17 protein-coding genes are annotated in these 14,923 nt (G+C 70.2%); 8 read left to right on the plus strand and 9 right to left on the minus strand.

Features of this window, described 5'->3' with window-relative positions:
- Positions 1–2: 2 nt before the first annotated feature.
- Positions 3–338: an STAS domain-containing protein gene (locus tag MLE43_RS12930; RefSeq protein ID WP_243304679.1), complete on the minus strand. Its 336-nt coding sequence runs from the start codon at positions 336–338 to the stop codon at positions 3–5.
- A 165-nt stretch (positions 339–503) separates the two neighbouring features.
- On the opposite strand from MLE43_RS12930, the gene ispG reads away from it, so the two are divergent.
- The 3 genes from ispG to ric all read left to right on the plus strand — a co-directional run bounded on the left by ispG (position 504) and on the right by ric (position 2,813).
- Complete coding sequence (ispG, locus tag MLE43_RS12935) at positions 504–1,610, plus strand: flavodoxin-dependent (E)-4-hydroxy-3-methylbut-2-enyl-diphosphate synthase (protein ID WP_243304681.1); 1,107 nt, start codon at positions 504–506, stop codon at positions 1,608–1,610.
- A 67-nt stretch (positions 1,611–1,677) separates the two neighbouring features.
- Positions 1,678–1,908, plus strand: a complete 231-nt coding sequence (gene yidD, locus MLE43_RS12940) for a membrane protein insertion efficiency factor YidD (protein ID WP_420843210.1) — start codon at positions 1,678–1,680, stop codon at positions 1,906–1,908.
- A gap of 188 nt (positions 1,909–2,096) precedes the next feature.
- A complete protein-coding gene (gene ric, locus MLE43_RS12945) occupies positions 2,097–2,813 on the plus strand; it encodes an iron-sulfur cluster repair di-iron protein (RefSeq protein ID WP_243304686.1) in 717 nt (238 codons plus the stop codon).
- 13 nt (positions 2,814–2,826) lie between these two features.
- Here the strand turns inward: ric and MLE43_RS12950 are convergent, their stop codons facing one another.
- A complete protein-coding gene (locus MLE43_RS12950) occupies positions 2,827–3,045 on the minus strand; it encodes a hypothetical protein (protein ID WP_243304688.1) in 219 nt (72 codons plus the stop codon).
- A gap of 45 nt (positions 3,046–3,090) precedes the next feature.
- Here MLE43_RS12950 and MLE43_RS12955 point away from each other — a divergent pair, with 45 nt between their 5' ends.
- Complete coding sequence (locus MLE43_RS12955; protein WP_243304689.1) at positions 3,091–3,837, plus strand: lysophospholipid acyltransferase family protein; 747 nt, start codon at positions 3,091–3,093, stop codon at positions 3,835–3,837.
- Positions 3,838–3,847: 10 nt separating this feature from the next.
- Here the strand turns inward: MLE43_RS12955 and MLE43_RS12960 are convergent, their stop codons facing one another.
- Entirely contained in the window at positions 3,848–6,379 is a 2,532-nt protein-coding gene (locus MLE43_RS12960; protein ID WP_243304691.1) for a serine/threonine-protein kinase, read from the minus strand.
- Positions 6,380–6,489: 110 nt separating this feature from the next.
- On the opposite strand from MLE43_RS12960, the gene MLE43_RS12965 reads away from it, so the two are divergent.
- Together MLE43_RS12965 and MLE43_RS12970 are read left to right on the plus strand one after the other, a co-directional pair.
- Positions 6,490–8,028, plus strand: coding sequence for a sigma 54-interacting transcriptional regulator (locus tag MLE43_RS12965; protein WP_243304693.1), 1,539 nt, complete (start codon positions 6,490–6,492; stop codon positions 8,026–8,028).
- Between the two features lie 30 nt (positions 8,029–8,058).
- Positions 8,059–8,823: a YIP1 family protein gene (locus MLE43_RS12970; protein WP_243304694.1), complete on the plus strand. Its 765-nt coding sequence runs from the start codon at positions 8,059–8,061 to the stop codon at positions 8,821–8,823.
- Between the two features lie 52 nt (positions 8,824–8,875).
- On the opposite strand, the gene MLE43_RS12975 is transcribed toward MLE43_RS12970, so the two are convergent.
- Positions 8,876–9,535 (minus strand): enoyl-CoA hydratase/isomerase family protein, encoded by a 660-nt coding sequence (locus tag MLE43_RS12975; protein ID WP_243304697.1) that lies wholly within the window; start codon positions 9,533–9,535, stop codon positions 8,876–8,878.
- Positions 9,535–10,413, minus strand: coding sequence for a tRNA (adenosine(37)-N6)-dimethylallyltransferase (locus tag MLE43_RS12980; protein ID WP_243304699.1), 879 nt, complete (start codon positions 10,411–10,413; stop codon positions 9,535–9,537). Before MLE43_RS12980 ends, MLE43_RS12975 begins: the two co-directional genes overlap by 1 nt.
- 114 nt (positions 10,414–10,527) lie before the next feature.
- Here MLE43_RS12980 and MLE43_RS12985 point away from each other — a divergent pair, with 114 nt between their 5' ends.
- The gene (locus tag MLE43_RS12985) at positions 10,528–10,923 is read left to right on the plus strand and encodes a hypothetical protein (protein ID WP_243304700.1); all 396 of its coding nucleotides are present in this window, start codon (positions 10,528–10,530) and stop codon (positions 10,921–10,923) included.
- Here MLE43_RS12985 and MLE43_RS12990 read toward each other — a convergent pair.
- Positions 10,920–11,255 carry a hypothetical protein gene (locus tag MLE43_RS12990; RefSeq protein WP_243304702.1) on the minus strand — a complete coding sequence of 112 codons (336 nt, stop codon included), beginning with the start codon at positions 11,253–11,255 and terminating at the stop codon, positions 10,920–10,922. The genes MLE43_RS12985 and MLE43_RS12990 overlap by 4 nt on opposite strands.
- The gene (locus MLE43_RS12995; protein ID WP_243304704.1) at positions 11,252–12,037 is read right to left on the minus strand and encodes an NRDE family protein; all 786 of its coding nucleotides are present in this window, start codon (positions 12,035–12,037) and stop codon (positions 11,252–11,254) included. Before MLE43_RS12995 ends, MLE43_RS12990 begins: the two co-directional genes overlap by 4 nt.
- Before the next feature lie 91 nt (positions 12,038–12,128).
- Here MLE43_RS12995 and MLE43_RS13000 point away from each other — a divergent pair, with 91 nt between their 5' ends.
- Positions 12,129–12,830, plus strand: coding sequence for a hypothetical protein (locus tag MLE43_RS13000; protein WP_243304706.1), 702 nt, complete (start codon positions 12,129–12,131; stop codon positions 12,828–12,830).
- A 6-nt stretch (positions 12,831–12,836) separates the two neighbouring features.
- Here the strand turns inward: MLE43_RS13000 and purF are convergent, their stop codons facing one another.
- Both purF and MLE43_RS13010 read right to left on the minus strand, forming a co-directional pair.
- Positions 12,837–14,207, minus strand: a complete 1,371-nt coding sequence (purF, locus tag MLE43_RS13005) for an amidophosphoribosyltransferase (protein ID WP_243304708.1) — start codon at positions 14,205–14,207, stop codon at positions 12,837–12,839.
- Between the two features lie 112 nt (positions 14,208–14,319).
- The gene (locus MLE43_RS13010; protein ID WP_243304710.1) at positions 14,320–14,904 is read right to left on the minus strand and encodes a hypothetical protein; all 585 of its coding nucleotides are present in this window, start codon (positions 14,902–14,904) and stop codon (positions 14,320–14,322) included.
- Between the last annotated feature and the right edge of the window lie 19 nt (positions 14,905–14,923).

A 14,923-nucleotide genomic window follows, 5' to 3' on the forward strand; every position in this document is an offset into this window, starting at 1 on the left:
CCCTAGAAGCCCGCGAGGGCCTCGTCCTCGGTGTCCGTCACCTGGAAGACCGAATGCAGGCTGGTCATCTTGATGAGGCTGAAGATCTTGCCGCTCATGCCGCAGATGCGCAGCTCGCCGCCCTTGCCCTTGATCGAGGTGTAGCAGCCCACCAGTTCGCCCACACCTGAGGAATCCAGGTAGCTCACCTTGCTGAAATTGATCACGATCTTGCGGGCGCCCTCGGCCAGGGAGGTGCGGACCGCCTCGCCCAGTTCCTGATCGCCATCGCCCAGGGTGATCTTGCCCTCGGGGTAGAGGATCAGCACATCGTTGTGCTTGCGTGTGTTCATGATCATGGGGGCCTCGGTGGTGAGGGGCCAGTGTAGCAAGCCTGCCAAGACCCAGCGCAAGCCCCAGCGCGGCCTGGAATCCTCCGGCATGGAGCCCCCTTCCCGGAAAACCGGCGTCCCCCGGGTCGTTTCATTGGTGGGTACACTGGAATCTTTGAAGTCCGAGGCCCCATGTCCGACCAGGAACTCCTGCCCCTCGCCCCCCGCCGGAAGACCCGCCAGATCCTGGTGGGCAAGGTTCCCGTCGGCGGAGACGCCCCCATCAGCGTCCAGAGCATGACGAAGACGGACACGCGGGATGTGGAGGCCACGGTCAACCAGATCTACGCCTACGCCAACGCCGGCTGCGAGATCGTCCGCGTGAGCGTGCCCACGAAGAAGGCCGGGGAGGTCTTCCACGAGATCTGCGACCGCAGCCCCATCCCCGTCGTGGCCGACATCCACTTCGACTACCGCCTGGCCCTGGTGGCCGCGGACGGCGGCGCCGCCTGCCTGCGCATCAATCCCGGCAACATCGGCGGCCAGGATCGGGTGAAGGCCGTGGTGGAGAAGGCCGGTTCGAAGGGCATCCCCATCCGCATCGGCGTCAACGGCGGCAGCCTGGAGAAGGACCTGCTGGAGAAGTTCGGCACCGCCACGCCCGAGGCCATGGTGGAGAGCGCACTGCGCCACATCGAGGTCCTGGAGCGTGAGGGCTTCCGCGACATCAAGATCAGCCTCAAGGCCAGCGACGTGATCCGCACCGTGCAGGCCTACCGCCTGCTGGCCAAGCAGGTGGACTACCCCTTCCACCTGGGCATCACCGAGGCGGGCACCCCCTTCGGCGGCACCATCCGCTCCAGCGTGGGCATGGGCATCCTGCTGGCCGAGGGCCTGGGCGACACCATCCGCGTTTCGCTGACCGGCGACGGCGAGGATGAGTGCCGCGTGGGCCACGAGCTGCTGCGCTCCCTGGCGCTGCGTTCCGGCGGCTTCCGCATGGTGAGCTGCCCCAGCTGCGGCCGCGTGCAGATCGACCTCAACCGCGTGGCCAACGAGATCGAGGAAGGCCTCAAGCTGATCAACCACGAGAACATCACCTACGCCGTCATGGGCTGCGTGGTGAACGGCCCCGGCGAGGCCAAGGACGCGGATCTCGGCGTGGCCGGCGGCGCGGGCGAGGGCCTCATCTACCGCAAGGGCGAGCTCATCCGGAAGGTGAAGGAGGAGGACCTCGTCCCCGCCTTCCTGGAGGAGGCCCGCAAGGTCAAGGCCGAGGCGGATGCTGCGAAGGCCTAGGATGACCGCCTGGCTGCTGGCCCACCCCCTGGCGGCTTTCGGGCTCTACCTGGTGCTGGAGGCCTTCCTGCCTGTACGCTTCCAGCCCTCCGCCTGGGTCTGCCGGGGCGCCATCCGCACCTACCAGGCCACGCTGTCCAGCCACCTGCCCACCCAGTGCAAGTTCACCCCCACCTGCAGCCACTACGGCCTGGGCTGCATCCAGAAGTACGGCACCCTCCGCGGGGGCCTGCTCACCACCTGGCGCCTCCTCCGCTGCTCGCCGCTGACCGACGGCGGACCCGATCCGGTTCCCTAGACGGAGTCCGCCCCCAGGCAGGCCTTCCTGCCACCGATGCGGCTTAAATAAAAATGAAATCAATGTTTTAAATAGGATGTTCGAGTTATTAAAGAAAATCAGACCTTTTTAGTCAAGATGTGATTCCCCTCACGCACCCAAGGCCCCATCTTGGGTGTCAGGGGATGGTCCCCGCCGATGGAGCCGACATGAGCGTGGAACTGAACACCAAGGTGGGCGAACTGGTGATGGAGCGGCCCGAGACCATGCGCTTCTTCGAGCGCCTGGGCATCGACTACTGCTGTGGCGGCCACCGCAGCCTCGGCGAGGCCTGCGGCCTGGCGAAGCAGGATGCGGCCCAGGTCCTGGCCGGCCTGGCCGCCCTCGAGCCCTTCATGGCGGGCGTTCCTTCCCCCCGGGACTGGGCCCAGGCCCCCCTCACGGAACTCACCCAGCACATCGTCGCCACCCACCACGACTACCTCCGGGAGGAGATGCCCCGGCTGGAGCTGCTGCTCGAGAAGGTGCTCCGGGCCCACGGCGAGCGGCACCCCGAGCTGGCCCGCGTGGGTGAGGTCTACCGGGCCATCGTGGCCGACCTCATGCCGCACATGATGAAGGAAGAGCAGATCCTCTTCCCCTTCATCGGCCAGATGGAACAGGGCCGGTCCGGATCCTCCTGCTTCGGTACCGTGCAGAGCCCCATCCGCGTGATGGAGATGGAACACGAGGCCGTGGGCGCCCTGCTCGTCGAACTGCGCGAACTCACCCGCGCCTACACCGTGCCGCCGGATGGCTGCAACACCTTCCGGGCCCTCTACGATGGCTTCGAGACCATGGAGCAGGACCTGCACCTGCACATCTACCTGGAGAACCAGATCCTCCACCCGCGCGCCATCGCCCTGGAGGCCGGCGTCCAGGCCTGACCTGCGGCCAGGCTCAGTGCGTGTCCACCACGCTCCACCGGTCCGTGCAGCCATGACTCTCCACCACCTGGCGGGCGCCCCGCATGCGGAGGGTGTGCTGCACGGTCTGCATGATGGTGAAGAGCCGGTCGTGGAGGCCCAGCCGAGCCAGATCGGATGCGGTGAACCAGGTGACGCCGTCGGGGTCCTTCCGGGCGGTGTGGTCGGCCAGGATCTGCTCGGTGATGCCCACGGGATACCTCCAGAACTGCTAGCTTGAATAGCACGGAGGAGCGTCGTGGCCAACTGGCGGAACACGGGGTGGGGCGCGGTTGTGATGGTCGTCTGGGGCGCGCTCCTGGTCCCGGCCGTCGTGATCGGCATCCTCCTGGCCGTTCCCTTCCTGGGGCGGAGGCGCGCCTTCTTCACGATCGGCCCCCTGTACGCCCGGGGCATGGCCTGGTTCTGCCGGATCCCCTTCGCGCTGCGGGGTTGGGAGCGCCTGCCCGAGGCCATCCGGGACGGGCGCCAGCCCGTGATCTTCATGTCCAACCACGAGAGCCAGATGGATCCGCCGATCCTCATCGGCGCCTTGCCTGTGCCCGCGGTCTACATCGCCAAGAAGGAAGTGAAATACCTGCCTTTCGTCGGCTGGGCAGCCTGGGTCGCAGGTGTGATCTTCATTGATCGGGGGGACCGGGAACGCGCCATCAAGAGCATCCACGAAGCCGCCAACGAGATCCGCGGCGGTAAGAGCGTGGTGATCTTCCCCGAGGGCACCCGCAGCCGCACCGGCGACATGCTGCCCTTCAAGAAGGGCGGGTTCGCCCTGGCCATCGATGCCGGCGTGCCCATCGTGCCCATGGCCACGGTGGGCGGCCGGGAAGTGCTTCCCCCGGGTAGCGCCCGCCTGCGCCCGGGCCAGTATGTGGTGGCGGTGGGCGAACCCGTGGCCCCTTCGGACCATGCGGACCGGGAGGCCCTGATGACCGAGGTCCGCGGCCGCATCCAGGTCCTGGTGACCGAGGCCCGGAGCACGCTGTAGCCGCCGGCCTTCAGCGGAAGGCGGGATCCTGGCCAGCGACCCGGCGCTTGCCGGGATGCAGCCGGTCGGCCAGATCCACCAGGTTCCGGGCCTCGACGGCGGCCCCCAGCTTCGCGGCGATGCGGGCCATGAAGTAGAGGTTCACGGAGAGCACCCGCTTCTCGTTGTGCTTCTTGGCGGCGAGATCCGAAGCCAGGAGCTTCTGCCGGTAGGTCTCGAAGAGGGCCAGGACGCCGGCGGTATCGCCTCCCAGGGCCCGCTTCAGGCCCGCCAGGAGGAGGGTGTTGGAGTGGTCCGCGGGCCAGGCGCCCTCCAGCTCGCGCAGGTAGCCCTCGGCGGTGCCGAAGTCCTGGTGCTCCCAGGCGGCATAGGCCATGAGGCTGCGCAGGACATTGGAATTCGGCACCTCGCGAAGCCCGGCCCGCAGCCGGATCTCGGCCTCCTGCGCCCGTCCCATCCAGAGCAGGGCATCTGCCGCGGTGACATAGGCGTACTCGGCAGCGGGCCGGAGGGAGATGGCGCGATCCGCGTGCTGGAGGGCCAGCGCCAGTTCCCCTTCGTTCTGCAGCAGCACCCCGTAGCGGTGGTGGGCCTGCCAACCCTCCGGGAACAGCGAGAGCGATTTCTCGAAGTAGCGGCGGGCGGCCTGGTGGTTGTCCTCGCCCTCCAGGCCCGCGAAGACGTCCGCCAGCACGTCGTAGGCCTTGTGGTCCGCCGGATCGAGGCGCACCGCCTGGAGGGCCGAGCGGCTGGCCCCTTCCAGGTCCCCCAGCCGGAGCAGGATCGAGCCGAGGGCGCGATAGGCCTGGGAGGCGTCGGGGTCCATGCTGATGGCCGCCTCCGCGGCGGCCTTCCCCTGGCGCAGCAGGGCCTGGCCCTCCTCGAATCGGCCCTGGCCCAGGGCCCGGGTGGCCCCCAGTTCCGCCAAGGTCCAGGCGTACTCGGCCCGGGCCGGCGCGTAGTCGGGCTCGATCTCGATGGCGGACAGCAGCAGTGAGTTGGCGAGCTGGACGGAATCCTGGTTGCCGTCCGTGATGACCTGGAGGGCCTTCGTGTAGAGTTCCCGGGTGCGGGGGTTCCGGGCCTGGATGCGCGGGGCGCCGGGACCGCTGCCCAGGCCCATCTCCTGGGGCAGCCGCTGCTGCAGGTCGTCCTCCAGCTTCAACAGGTCGGCCTGGGGCCGGTCCAGCTGGAACTGATGCCGGGTCGTGCCGTGGGCGACGTCCACCACCCGGACCCCCATGCGGAGCTGGTCGCCCACCACCTGGTAGCTGCCCAGCACCAGCAGTTCGGCCTTCAGCTGGCGCCCCAGCTCGCCCAGGGCCTTGGGAGCGCGTCCCGGCGTATCCCCCAGGGCGTTCATGGCCTCCACCACCCGCAGCCGGTCCACCACCAGCAGATCCTCGTGCCGGACCAGGCCGTAGGCCATGGCGTCGGCGAAGCTGTTGCTCAGCCAGGCGTGCTCCGCATCCGGCTGCAGCTGCTCCAGGGGCAGGATGGCCACCACGCGCCGGCCCTTGGTGAAGTCCTCCCGGGAGGCCCGCCGCGCCGCGCCCAGCCCCGTGGCCAGGGCCCGGCGGTTCAGGAACACGCCGACCCCCGATCCCACCACCAGGAGCGTGGCCACGGAGGCCAGGAGCCACCGGAGCCTGGACGGGCGGAGCCGGCGCGCCGGCTGGCCGAGATGGGGGGTCTGGGCCGTGGGGTTGTCCTCGGCCAGCCCGGCCGCCAGGGCCTGCAGGCTGGGGAAGCGGTCCTTGGCCTCCTTGGACAGCAGGCGGTGGATGGCGTCCCGGAGGGTGCGGGGGAGGTCGGGCCGCAGCTCGGCCAGAGGCTTCGGTTCATCCCGGGTCACCGCGTAGAGCGTGTCCACCAGGCTGGCCCGGCGGAAGGGATGCATGGCCGTGGCCAGCTCGTAGAGCACCACGCCCAGGCTGAACTGGTCGGACTGGCCGGTGAGCGGCTGGCCGTTGGCCTGCTCCGGGCTCATGTAGGCGGGCGTGCCCTGGCTGTAGCCGGGCGCGGTCGTTTCGACCAGGGTCATGTGGTGGGAGGTGGGCCCCGGCGCAAGGTCATCGCCCCCGCGGCGGGCGATGCCGAAGTCCAGGATCTTGAGCTGGCCCTCGTCCGTGAGGAGCATGTTCTCGGGCTTGATGTCGCGGTGGACGATGCCCTTCTGGTGCGCGTGGGAGAGGGCGGAAGCCGCCTGCCGGGCCAGGTCCTGCAGGAGCCCCCCCTCCAGGGGCCGGCCCACCAGGACACGGAGAGTGTCCCCCTCCACCAGCTCCATGGCGATGTACGGCGTGCCGTCCACCTCCCCGGCATCGTAGATGTGGGCGATGTTCGGGTGGTTGAGCTGGCAGGCCAGCTTGGCCTCGCCGATGAGCGCCTTGCGGCGCAGGTCATCCGCATCCTTGAGGATCTTGAGGGCCACCTCGCGCTCCAGCCGGAGGTCGAGGGCCTTCCAGACTTCGCCCATGGCGCCCTCGCCCAGGCGGGTGAGCAGGCGGTACGAGCCGAAGTGGGGGGCGTCGGGGATCAAGCGCGTCCTTGATGAGCCATGGAAGTATACCTTTCGGACTAGCGAAGGGTTTAACTCCCGGAAACTTGACCTGATTCTCGAAATGTCGAGAATCAGCCCCGGAGGTGCCTGTGGCCGCACCCGAACTTGAGACCGCCCTGACCGGGGCCCGCCTGGTGGAAGAGGCCGGCGCGCTGCTCACCCTGGGGGAGGAGCCCGACCGCATGGTGGGCCACGCGTTCGAGCGCCTGGGCCAGCTGGTGCCCTACGACCTCGCCACGGTGCTGCTCCGCGAAGGGGAGGCCCTCCGGGTGGCCTACGCCGTGGGCCCCCTGGCCACGCCCCAGCTCTCGGAGGCCATCATCCCCGTCCGCGGGAACCTGCGCCTGCTGAATGCGCTCAAGGCCCGGTCCAAGCCCGCCACCTTCGAGGAGGACGATCCCGGCGAGGACACCTTCCACGGCCTGCTGGAGATGCCCCACGGCCACAGCTGCCTGGTGGCGCCGCTGCGCAGCCGGGGCGAGACCTTCGGCCTCATGACCCTGGACGCCATGGTCTGCCGCCAGTACCCCGAGAGCGTGCTGCACCACGTGGGCGTCTTCGCGTCGCTGCTGGCCCTGGGCCTCAAGCAGGCGGAGCACCTGGCCCGCCTGGCCGAGCGGGAACGGAGCCTGGCCGAGGAGGTCAGCTACTTCCGGGAGGTCCAGCGGCGGGACGTGCTCCAGGAGCCGCTCCGGGCCGAGAGCCCCGCCATGCGTGCCATCCTGGACCAGCTGCGCCAGGTGGCCGCCACGGTGGCGACGGTCCTCATCACGGGCGAGACCGGCACCGGCAAGGAGAAGGTCGCCCAGACCCTGCACCATCTCTCGCCCCGCCGCGAGAAGCCCTTCATCAAGGTGAACTGCAGCGCCCTGCCCGCCACGCTCATCGAGTCCGAGCTCTTCGGCCACGTGAAGGGGGCTTTCAGCGGCGCCGCCACGGCGCGCAAGGGGCGGTTCGAACTGGCGGACGGCGGCACCCTCTTCCTCGACGAGATCGGCGACCTGCCCCTGGATCTCCAGCCCAAGCTGCTGCGGGCCATCCAGGAGAAGGAGATCGATCCCCTGGGCGCCGAGAAGTCCCGCAAGGTGGATGTGCGCCTCGTGGCCGCCACCCACACGGACCTGCGCAAGGCCGTGGCCGAGGGACGCTTCCGCGAGGACCTCTTCTACCGCCTCAGTGTCTTCCCCATCCACCTCCCGCCCCTGCGGGAGCGGCCCGATGACATTCCGGCCCTGGCCGAGGCCTTCCTGGACCGCTTCGCCCGGGACAACCGGCGCCCGCCCATCCACCTGCCCGGAGCCGTGCGGGAGCAGCTGGAGGCCTACCCCTGGCCTGGCAATGTACGCGAGCTGCACAACGTCCTGGAGCGGGCAGCCATCCTCTCGGCGGGCCGGGAACTGCGTCTGCCCCCGGGGGCCCTGCCCGCGCGCGGCAACCACGACCGCGCCGGAAGGCCCCTGACCTGGGAGGCCCAGGAACGAACCTACCTGGAGCGCCTGCTCCACCACACCCGCGGCAAGATCGCCGGAGCGGATGGCGCCGCGGCCCTGGCCGGTCTGGCCCCCTCCACCCTGCTGTCCCGCCTGGAGAAGCTGGACCTGCGCCCCAGGGACTTCCGGGAAACGTGATAGCGTAGCCGCCATCAGCTGGAGCGACGGATGAACGAGATCACCGGTCCGAACGAGGCGCTTCCCCCGGCCATCCCCCTGGACGAACCCTCCGTCCCACCCCCGCCCGGAATCGCCGTCCCGCCACCGGAGGCACCCGCTCCACGCCCCATCCCCTTCGAGGACACCGAGGCCATCCCGGGCTTCTGGGCCCGGGTGGGCGCCATGTTCCAGATGGTGTTCAGCAATCCCCTGGAGCTCTTCGACCGGGTGCCCGCCACGGAGGGGTTCTCGGCACCGTGGCGCTTCCTGCTGCTTCTGTCGATCCCGGTCTTCGTCATCGTGGCCCTGCTCTTCTTCTTCCTGGGCATGGGCATCATGCTCGCCGCCCTCGAGCAGACCGCCAAGGATGAGGGCCGGGCCATCGCCGCCGTCATGCCCCTGATCTTCGGCGCCCTCCTGCTGCTCATGCCGCTGTTCACCTTCCTGGGGATGCTCATCGGCGGGATGGTCAGCCACTTCTTCCTGTGGATGTGGGGCGGGCTCAGGCCTGGCATCGGCATGAACCAGACCGTCCGCGCCTACGGCTACGCCTCCGCCTTCATCCAGATCGGCTCGCTGATCCCCTACGTGGGTTTCCTGATCCACATTGCCGGCATGGTCGCCATCGGCATGGGTCTGGCCCGCATGCACAAGACCGACACCTGGCGTGGGGTCTGCGCCGCACTGACACCGATCTTCCTGCTCTGCTGCTGCGCCATCCTCGGCATCGTCGCGGCGGTGGCCGTCCCCGCCCTCCTGGCCGCGCGGCACTGAGAGGGCCTAACAACACCCAACGAGGCGGCGGAAAAGCCAGGTGGGGGTCTTGTCAGGCACCCTGACCCAGCCAGGCAAGCACGGCCGCCCGTGCCGCCTCCGGTGCCAGCACGCGGTGGACCGCGCCGGCGGCCAGGGCCTCGGCGGCGCCCCAGGTCTCGAACTGCCGGAACAGTCGGTCCGCCCCTGAGCGACCCAGGAGCTCCGGCAGGCGGACGGTGCCGCCGAAGCCCGTGAGGATGCCGTGCTTGGCTGCGGGATGGGCCAACCGGAGGCCCCCCCTGCCGGTGGCGGGATCGGCGTCCACCGCCCAGCGCTCCTGACCGTGCAGGGCCAGGTCGCAGCCGCCGCCCATGGCCACGCCCGAGATCAGCGTGAGGGTCCGCCAGCCCGGCCACAGCAGGTGGCCCATCACCCGCTGGCCCCGCCGGGCGAAGGGCTCGGCCGCCACGGGATCCAGGGCGCCCACCTCGTGCAGGTCCGCGCCAGCCGAGAAGTGGTGGCCGCGCTCCGCCATCCAGCCGGCATGGCTGAGCGCCACGCGCCGCACGCCGGTCCCCCGCAGGTCGACGAAGAGCCGGTCCAGCGCCACCAGCAGGTCGCTGTGGAGGCGGTTGAGGCCATCGCCGGAGCGCAAGCCGATCCAGGCCCAGTCGGCCGCGAGCGACACATCCAGGGAGGTGCGTCCTTCGTACCAGGCGGTCGGAGTCATCACAGCCCAAGCCTCTGCATGGCCGTCTCCATCGGCTCGGCATCGGGATCCCACGCGGGCACCCCCGGCAGCTGGTTGCGGAACCAGGTGGCCTGGCGCTTGGCGTAGGCCTGGGTCTCCTGCACGATCAGCGCCTGGGCGTCGGCGGGATCCCCGCCGGCCAGCCAGGTCGCGTAGCCCAGGGGACGCAGCGCCGCCAGATCCGCCGCATGTCCGGCGGTCACCAGGTCCAGCGCCTCCTGCGGCCAGCCGGCGCGCACCTGCGCGGCCACCCGGGCCGCCACGCGTTCCCGCTGCCGCTCTCGACCGGGCGAGACCACCAGGACCCGCCATCCTTCGGGAACCCCGGTGTCCGGACCGGACAGGAAGGCCGAGGGGGCCCGGCCCGTGGCGAGGTGCAGGGCGAGGGCCCGCTGCACCCGGGCGCGGTCATTGGGATGCAGGACCGCCGCCCGGGCCGGGTCCACCGCGGCCAGGTAGCGGTGCAGGGCGGGGATGCCCAGGACCGTCCCCCAGCGCCGGACGCGCGCCACCAGGAGGGGCGGGACCGCCGGCAGGTCGCTGAGCTGGTTCCAGATGCCCCGCAGGTACAGGCCCGACCCGGTGACCAGCACGGCCTCCCGGCAGGCCGAGAGCCGCTCCCGCACCCACGCTCCGAAAAGGGTGGGATTGGGCCGGGTCGAGAGGGGCAGTTCACCGTAGCCCGCGTGGGGCACCCCTCCCCGCTCGGCCGCGTCCGGCTGGCCGGTGCCGATGGCCAGCCCGGCGACGGCCTGGTAGGGATCCCCGTTCACAACGGTGCCCCCCACCCGGCGGGCCACGGCCACGGCCAGGGCAGACTTGCCGGAGGCCGTGGGTCCGAGGATGGCGATGGGCATGGGTTAGACGCTATCAGCTGTCGGCGGCCAGCTCTCTGCAAAAGCAGGCCCCGGTAGCTGACAGCTGACAGCCCGGCCCGGGAACCTCGCCTTCCTTCAGGTCATTTCAAGGCCATGCGCACCCTGCTCTGCCTCTGTCTCGCCTCCGGCCTCCTGGCCGCGGACGCGCCCCGTCCCGAGGCGCCGGAACCGGGCAGGGATCCGGTCTTCCTGGCCCGGATCATGGGCGACAACGGGGCTGGCACCCGCCCCTGGCACACCTTCAAGGCCCCGGCGGATTCCGGGTCGGCCGTGGTGGAGGTGGTCGGCGAGCTCACCAAGGAGGAACTGCGCCAGGTGGCCTTCCAGGAGTTCCTCGTCTGGTTCCACCAGGATCTTCGGCGATTCCTCCGCAGCATCGGCGGCACGGGGGGCGAACCGATGAGCCTCGCTTCCGCCACCCTGCCCGTGGACCGTTTCGGCGGCAACCCCGTACCCCGGAACGTGCCGCTGGTGGGTGTGGGGTTCTAGTCCATCAGCCGCGGCAGCAGCAGGGCGGCCTGGTCCCGCGCCAGCCGGGCGGCTTCGAGGGCGTTTCGGGCGGCATCTTCAGGCGACTGCCGGGGTGTGAGCAGGGCCTCCAGCTGGCCGCGCAACCGGGCGACCTCGCCTTCGGGATCGGGCAGGTGCCGCATGGCGGCCGTTTCGAAGACCGCCAGGAAGCACTGGATGGCGTCGCAGGCGGTGGTCACGATGGCCGCGCTGTGGCGACGGTCGATGTCCAGGGCCAGCGCCGCCGCGAAAAAGCGGAGCCCGTCCTCGAACCGGCCCTGGGGCACATTCGAAGGTCCCGACCCGGTCATGACGCGCGCCCCTGGGAATCCAGGGCCCAGCTGGCCTCGGTATGCCCCGAGGGCTCTCCGGACGGATCGAACCGCCATTCGGAGAACCGCGCTGTCCCGTCGCGGCGCAGGGCGATGATCGTGGTGCAGCGGGTCCCATAGCGCGGACTGACGATGAAGGCCGGCGACAGCAGGCGCTCCAGGTCGAGCCCCACACCCGTGTCGGGGAGATCCGCATCGGCGGCGGGCACCCGGTCAGCCAGGGCGGCCAGGAGGGGCGCGTCTCCCCCATCGCCTGCGGTGGCCCAGGCTTCCATGGCACGGCGGAGCTTTTCCGTCTTGGGCCACGGCGTATCGAGATCCGCGTTCGAGACGACATGCACCCCGGGCGGCACGACCCGCGAGAGGAACCGCGGGTGGTTGTTCAGGTAGCGCAGCTCGGACCCGTCCCAGAGCAGGAGGTTGAACCCGGCGAAGGCCATGGCCCGCTCGCGGAGCTCGTCGGAGAAGGTCCGGGCCGGTTGCCGGCCGCGCACGAACGAGGCCACCAGCGCGCCCCGCGAGGGCGCCCCGGGGTCCGGGGCGACCATGCGCCGCACATTGGTAACGCAGGCCAGGCGGCCGGACTGCGACAGGGCCAGCCAGCTTCCCCCCTGGGACAGGTCGCGGCCCCCGAACACCTCGGGGGCATCCTGCCAGGGGCCGGCCGGCGCCGTGGGGCGCGCGTGGTACTCGTCGCGGTTGGCGGCGAGGACGAGTTCGAAGTCCGGATGGGCCCGGTAGGCGAGCGCGATGAGGCACATGGCTCCCCATCATAGGCCCCCTGCACCCGGCTCAACCCCTGGCTCAACCGCCAGGGGAGCTCTCCGTAATCCTCCCATCCGAGGTGATTCCATGCGTCCTGCCCTGCCTCTGGCCCTGCTGCTCTGCGGCGCCCTGCTCCGGGCCGACGGCCTCTCGGACCTGAAAGCCGCGCTCAAGGGCCTGCCGGCTCCCTCGAAGGTCAAGGTGAAGGTGGAGGCGGAGAGCCTCGAACGGGAGTCCGGGAAGGACCGCACGGAACGACGGACCACCGTGGTGGAAGATGGATCGGAGGGGATGCGGGTCCTGGAGGACAGTCGCGCCGCCGCCCCGGCGAAGGCGAAGGGGAGTAACCGGGCCCCGGGAGCGGCGAAGAAGGGCTCCGGCGAGTTCCACGGCGAGCTGCGGCCCGCCGAGGGGCTGCTGGAGCAGCTGGAGAAGGCGCGGTTGCTGGAGGAGAAGGCCGAGGCCTACGAGGGCCGGCCCGCCCGCCGGCTGCGTCTGGCCATGGACCTGGACCTGGATGCCGAGGCCCGCAACCACATCAAGAAGGCCGACTACGAGGCCACGGTCTGGATCGGACCCGACGGCCTGCCGCTGGCCATGGATCACCGCATCGAAGTCCGGGCCCGGGTGCTGCTCCTCGCCAGCGTCTGGACGAAGATCGACATCCGGCAGCGCTTCCAGCGCGCCCAGGACCGTCTGCTGGTGCTCGAAGAGCACGCGGACGTCCAGGGCTCGGCCCTGGGGAAATCCTTCAGCGCGAAGGAGACGACCCGCTGCACCGTGCTGTGAGCGCGACTAGGGTCTGCCTTCCGGCACCACCGGGTAGTCGCCGGTGAAGCAGGCGTAGCAGTACCCATGGCCGTCGTCGCCCATGCAGGTTTCCAGGTCCTTCAGGTCGAGGTAGCCGAGGCTGTCGGCCTCGACGAAGCCCTCGATCTCCTTCAGGGACATGTAGGACGCGATGAGGTGCTGCCGCCGCGGGGTGTCGATGCCATAGAAGCAGGAGTGCGTCGTGGGCGGGCAGGCGATGCGCATGTGCACTTCCTTGGCCCCCGCCTCGCGGACCATCTGCACGATCTTCTTGCTGGTGGTGCCGCGCACGATGCTGTCATCCACCAGCACCACCCGTTTGCCCGCCAGCAGGTGGCGCACGGGATTCAGCTTCACCTTCACGCCGAAGCTGCGGATGTTCTGCTTGGGCTCGATGAAGGTGCGGCCCACGTAGTGGTTGCGGATGATGCCGAAGTCGAAGGGGATGCCGGACTGCTCGGAGTAGCCCAGTGCCGCGCTCACGCCGCTGTCGGGCACGGGCACGATGAGGTCCGCCTCCACGGGATGCCGCAGGGCCAGCAGCCGCCCCATCTCACGGCGGGCCACCATGACGCTCTTGCCGTACACCAGGGAATCGGGCCGGGCGAAGTAGATGTGCTCGAAGACGCAGGGTTTCGGCTGGACCTTGGGCAGGGGGAAGACCGACCGCAGCTCGCTCCCATCCCGCGGCACCACCACCATCTCGCCGGGGGCCACGTCCCGGATGTAGGCCGCGCCCACCAGGTCGAAGGCGCAGGTCTCCGAGCTGAACACCGTGGTGCCGTTCATGTGCCCCATGGCCAGGGGCCGGAAGCCATGGGGATCCCGGGCCGCGATGAGGGTGTGCTCCGTGAGGATGAGCAGGGAGTAGGCGCCCTGGGCCTGGCGGAGCGCCGAGACCACGGCGTCCTCCAGGGTGTCCGCCTGGGCCCGGTTGATGAGGGCCAGCAGCACCTCGGAATCCGAGGGGCTCGTGAAGGTGTGGCCGTCTGCGATCAGGGCGGCGCGCAGAGTCTCGGTGTTGGTCAGGTTCCCGTTGTGGCAGAGGGCCACCTGGCCGAAGCGACCGTGGATGAGGAAGGGATGGGCCGCGGAGGCCACGTTCCCGCCGGTGGTGGAGTAGCGCGTGTGGCCGATGGCGGCGTCGCCGGGCAGGTCGTCCAGCACCGTCTCGGAAAAGACGTCCGCCACGTAGCCCAGGGCCTTGTGCAGGTGGAGCCCGGTGGCGTCGCCCGAGCAGATGCCCGCGGCCTCCTGACCCCGGTGCTGGAGGGCGTAGAGGCCCAGGTAGGTCTGCCGGGAGGCTTCCGCCTGGGGACAGATCCCGAACACCCCGCATTCATCCCTGAACGGCATGACTCCTCCGAGCCTTCCAGGATACCCCCTGGGAGCCTGAACCCGCAGCCCGGAGGCCGAAACCCACGGTCCTCAGCCGGATGCGAGCGGCCAGGGGCGGCTCTGACAGGGACTAGCGGACGGAGGCGCTCTCCTCGGGCTCCTGCCCCTCCCGGGCCCAGGCGCGCAGGGTGCTGAGCAGCACCGTCCCGGCTTCGGCCGGGGCCAGGGAGCCAGTGCCGTCCAGGCTTTCGAGGTGCAGCTCGATCCGGGCCAGGTCGCCCTTCTCGAACCGCGCGCTGAGGTCGCAGAGGGCCAGCAGGCCCGGCGCCACCTCCACGAGGACCGTCGAGGCATGCAGCCCGCCGGGCACCTCCAGGCTCCACACCGGCACGCTCCGGTTGCCGAAGCGCAGGGCGATGGGCTCCGCGTGGGTCTGCGGCGAGGGGCCCGCCAGGTACAACAACCGCTCGGCCCGGCCCAGCAGCAGGGCCTGGGAGTAGGGCGTCCCCTGGGTGCGGTCGGCCTCCAGCCGCCAGCCACCCATGCGGGGCTTCTTCACGCGGTTGTGGCTGGTGGTGCCCTCCGTGGCCACCAGGCGGAACCGGGTCTCCATGGGCGCGGAGTCGCCGCGCATCCACACCTGCATGCGGTACCGCAAGCCTTCCTGCGCCGCCGCGGGAAGAGAGAGAACCAGAAGGAGCGCCAGTCGGATCAAGGAACCACCATCCTCACCT

The sequence above is a fragment of the Geothrix oryzisoli genome, assembly GCF_022808865.1.
Lineage (GTDB): Bacteria > Acidobacteriota > Holophagae > Holophagales > Holophagaceae > Geothrix > Geothrix oryzisoli.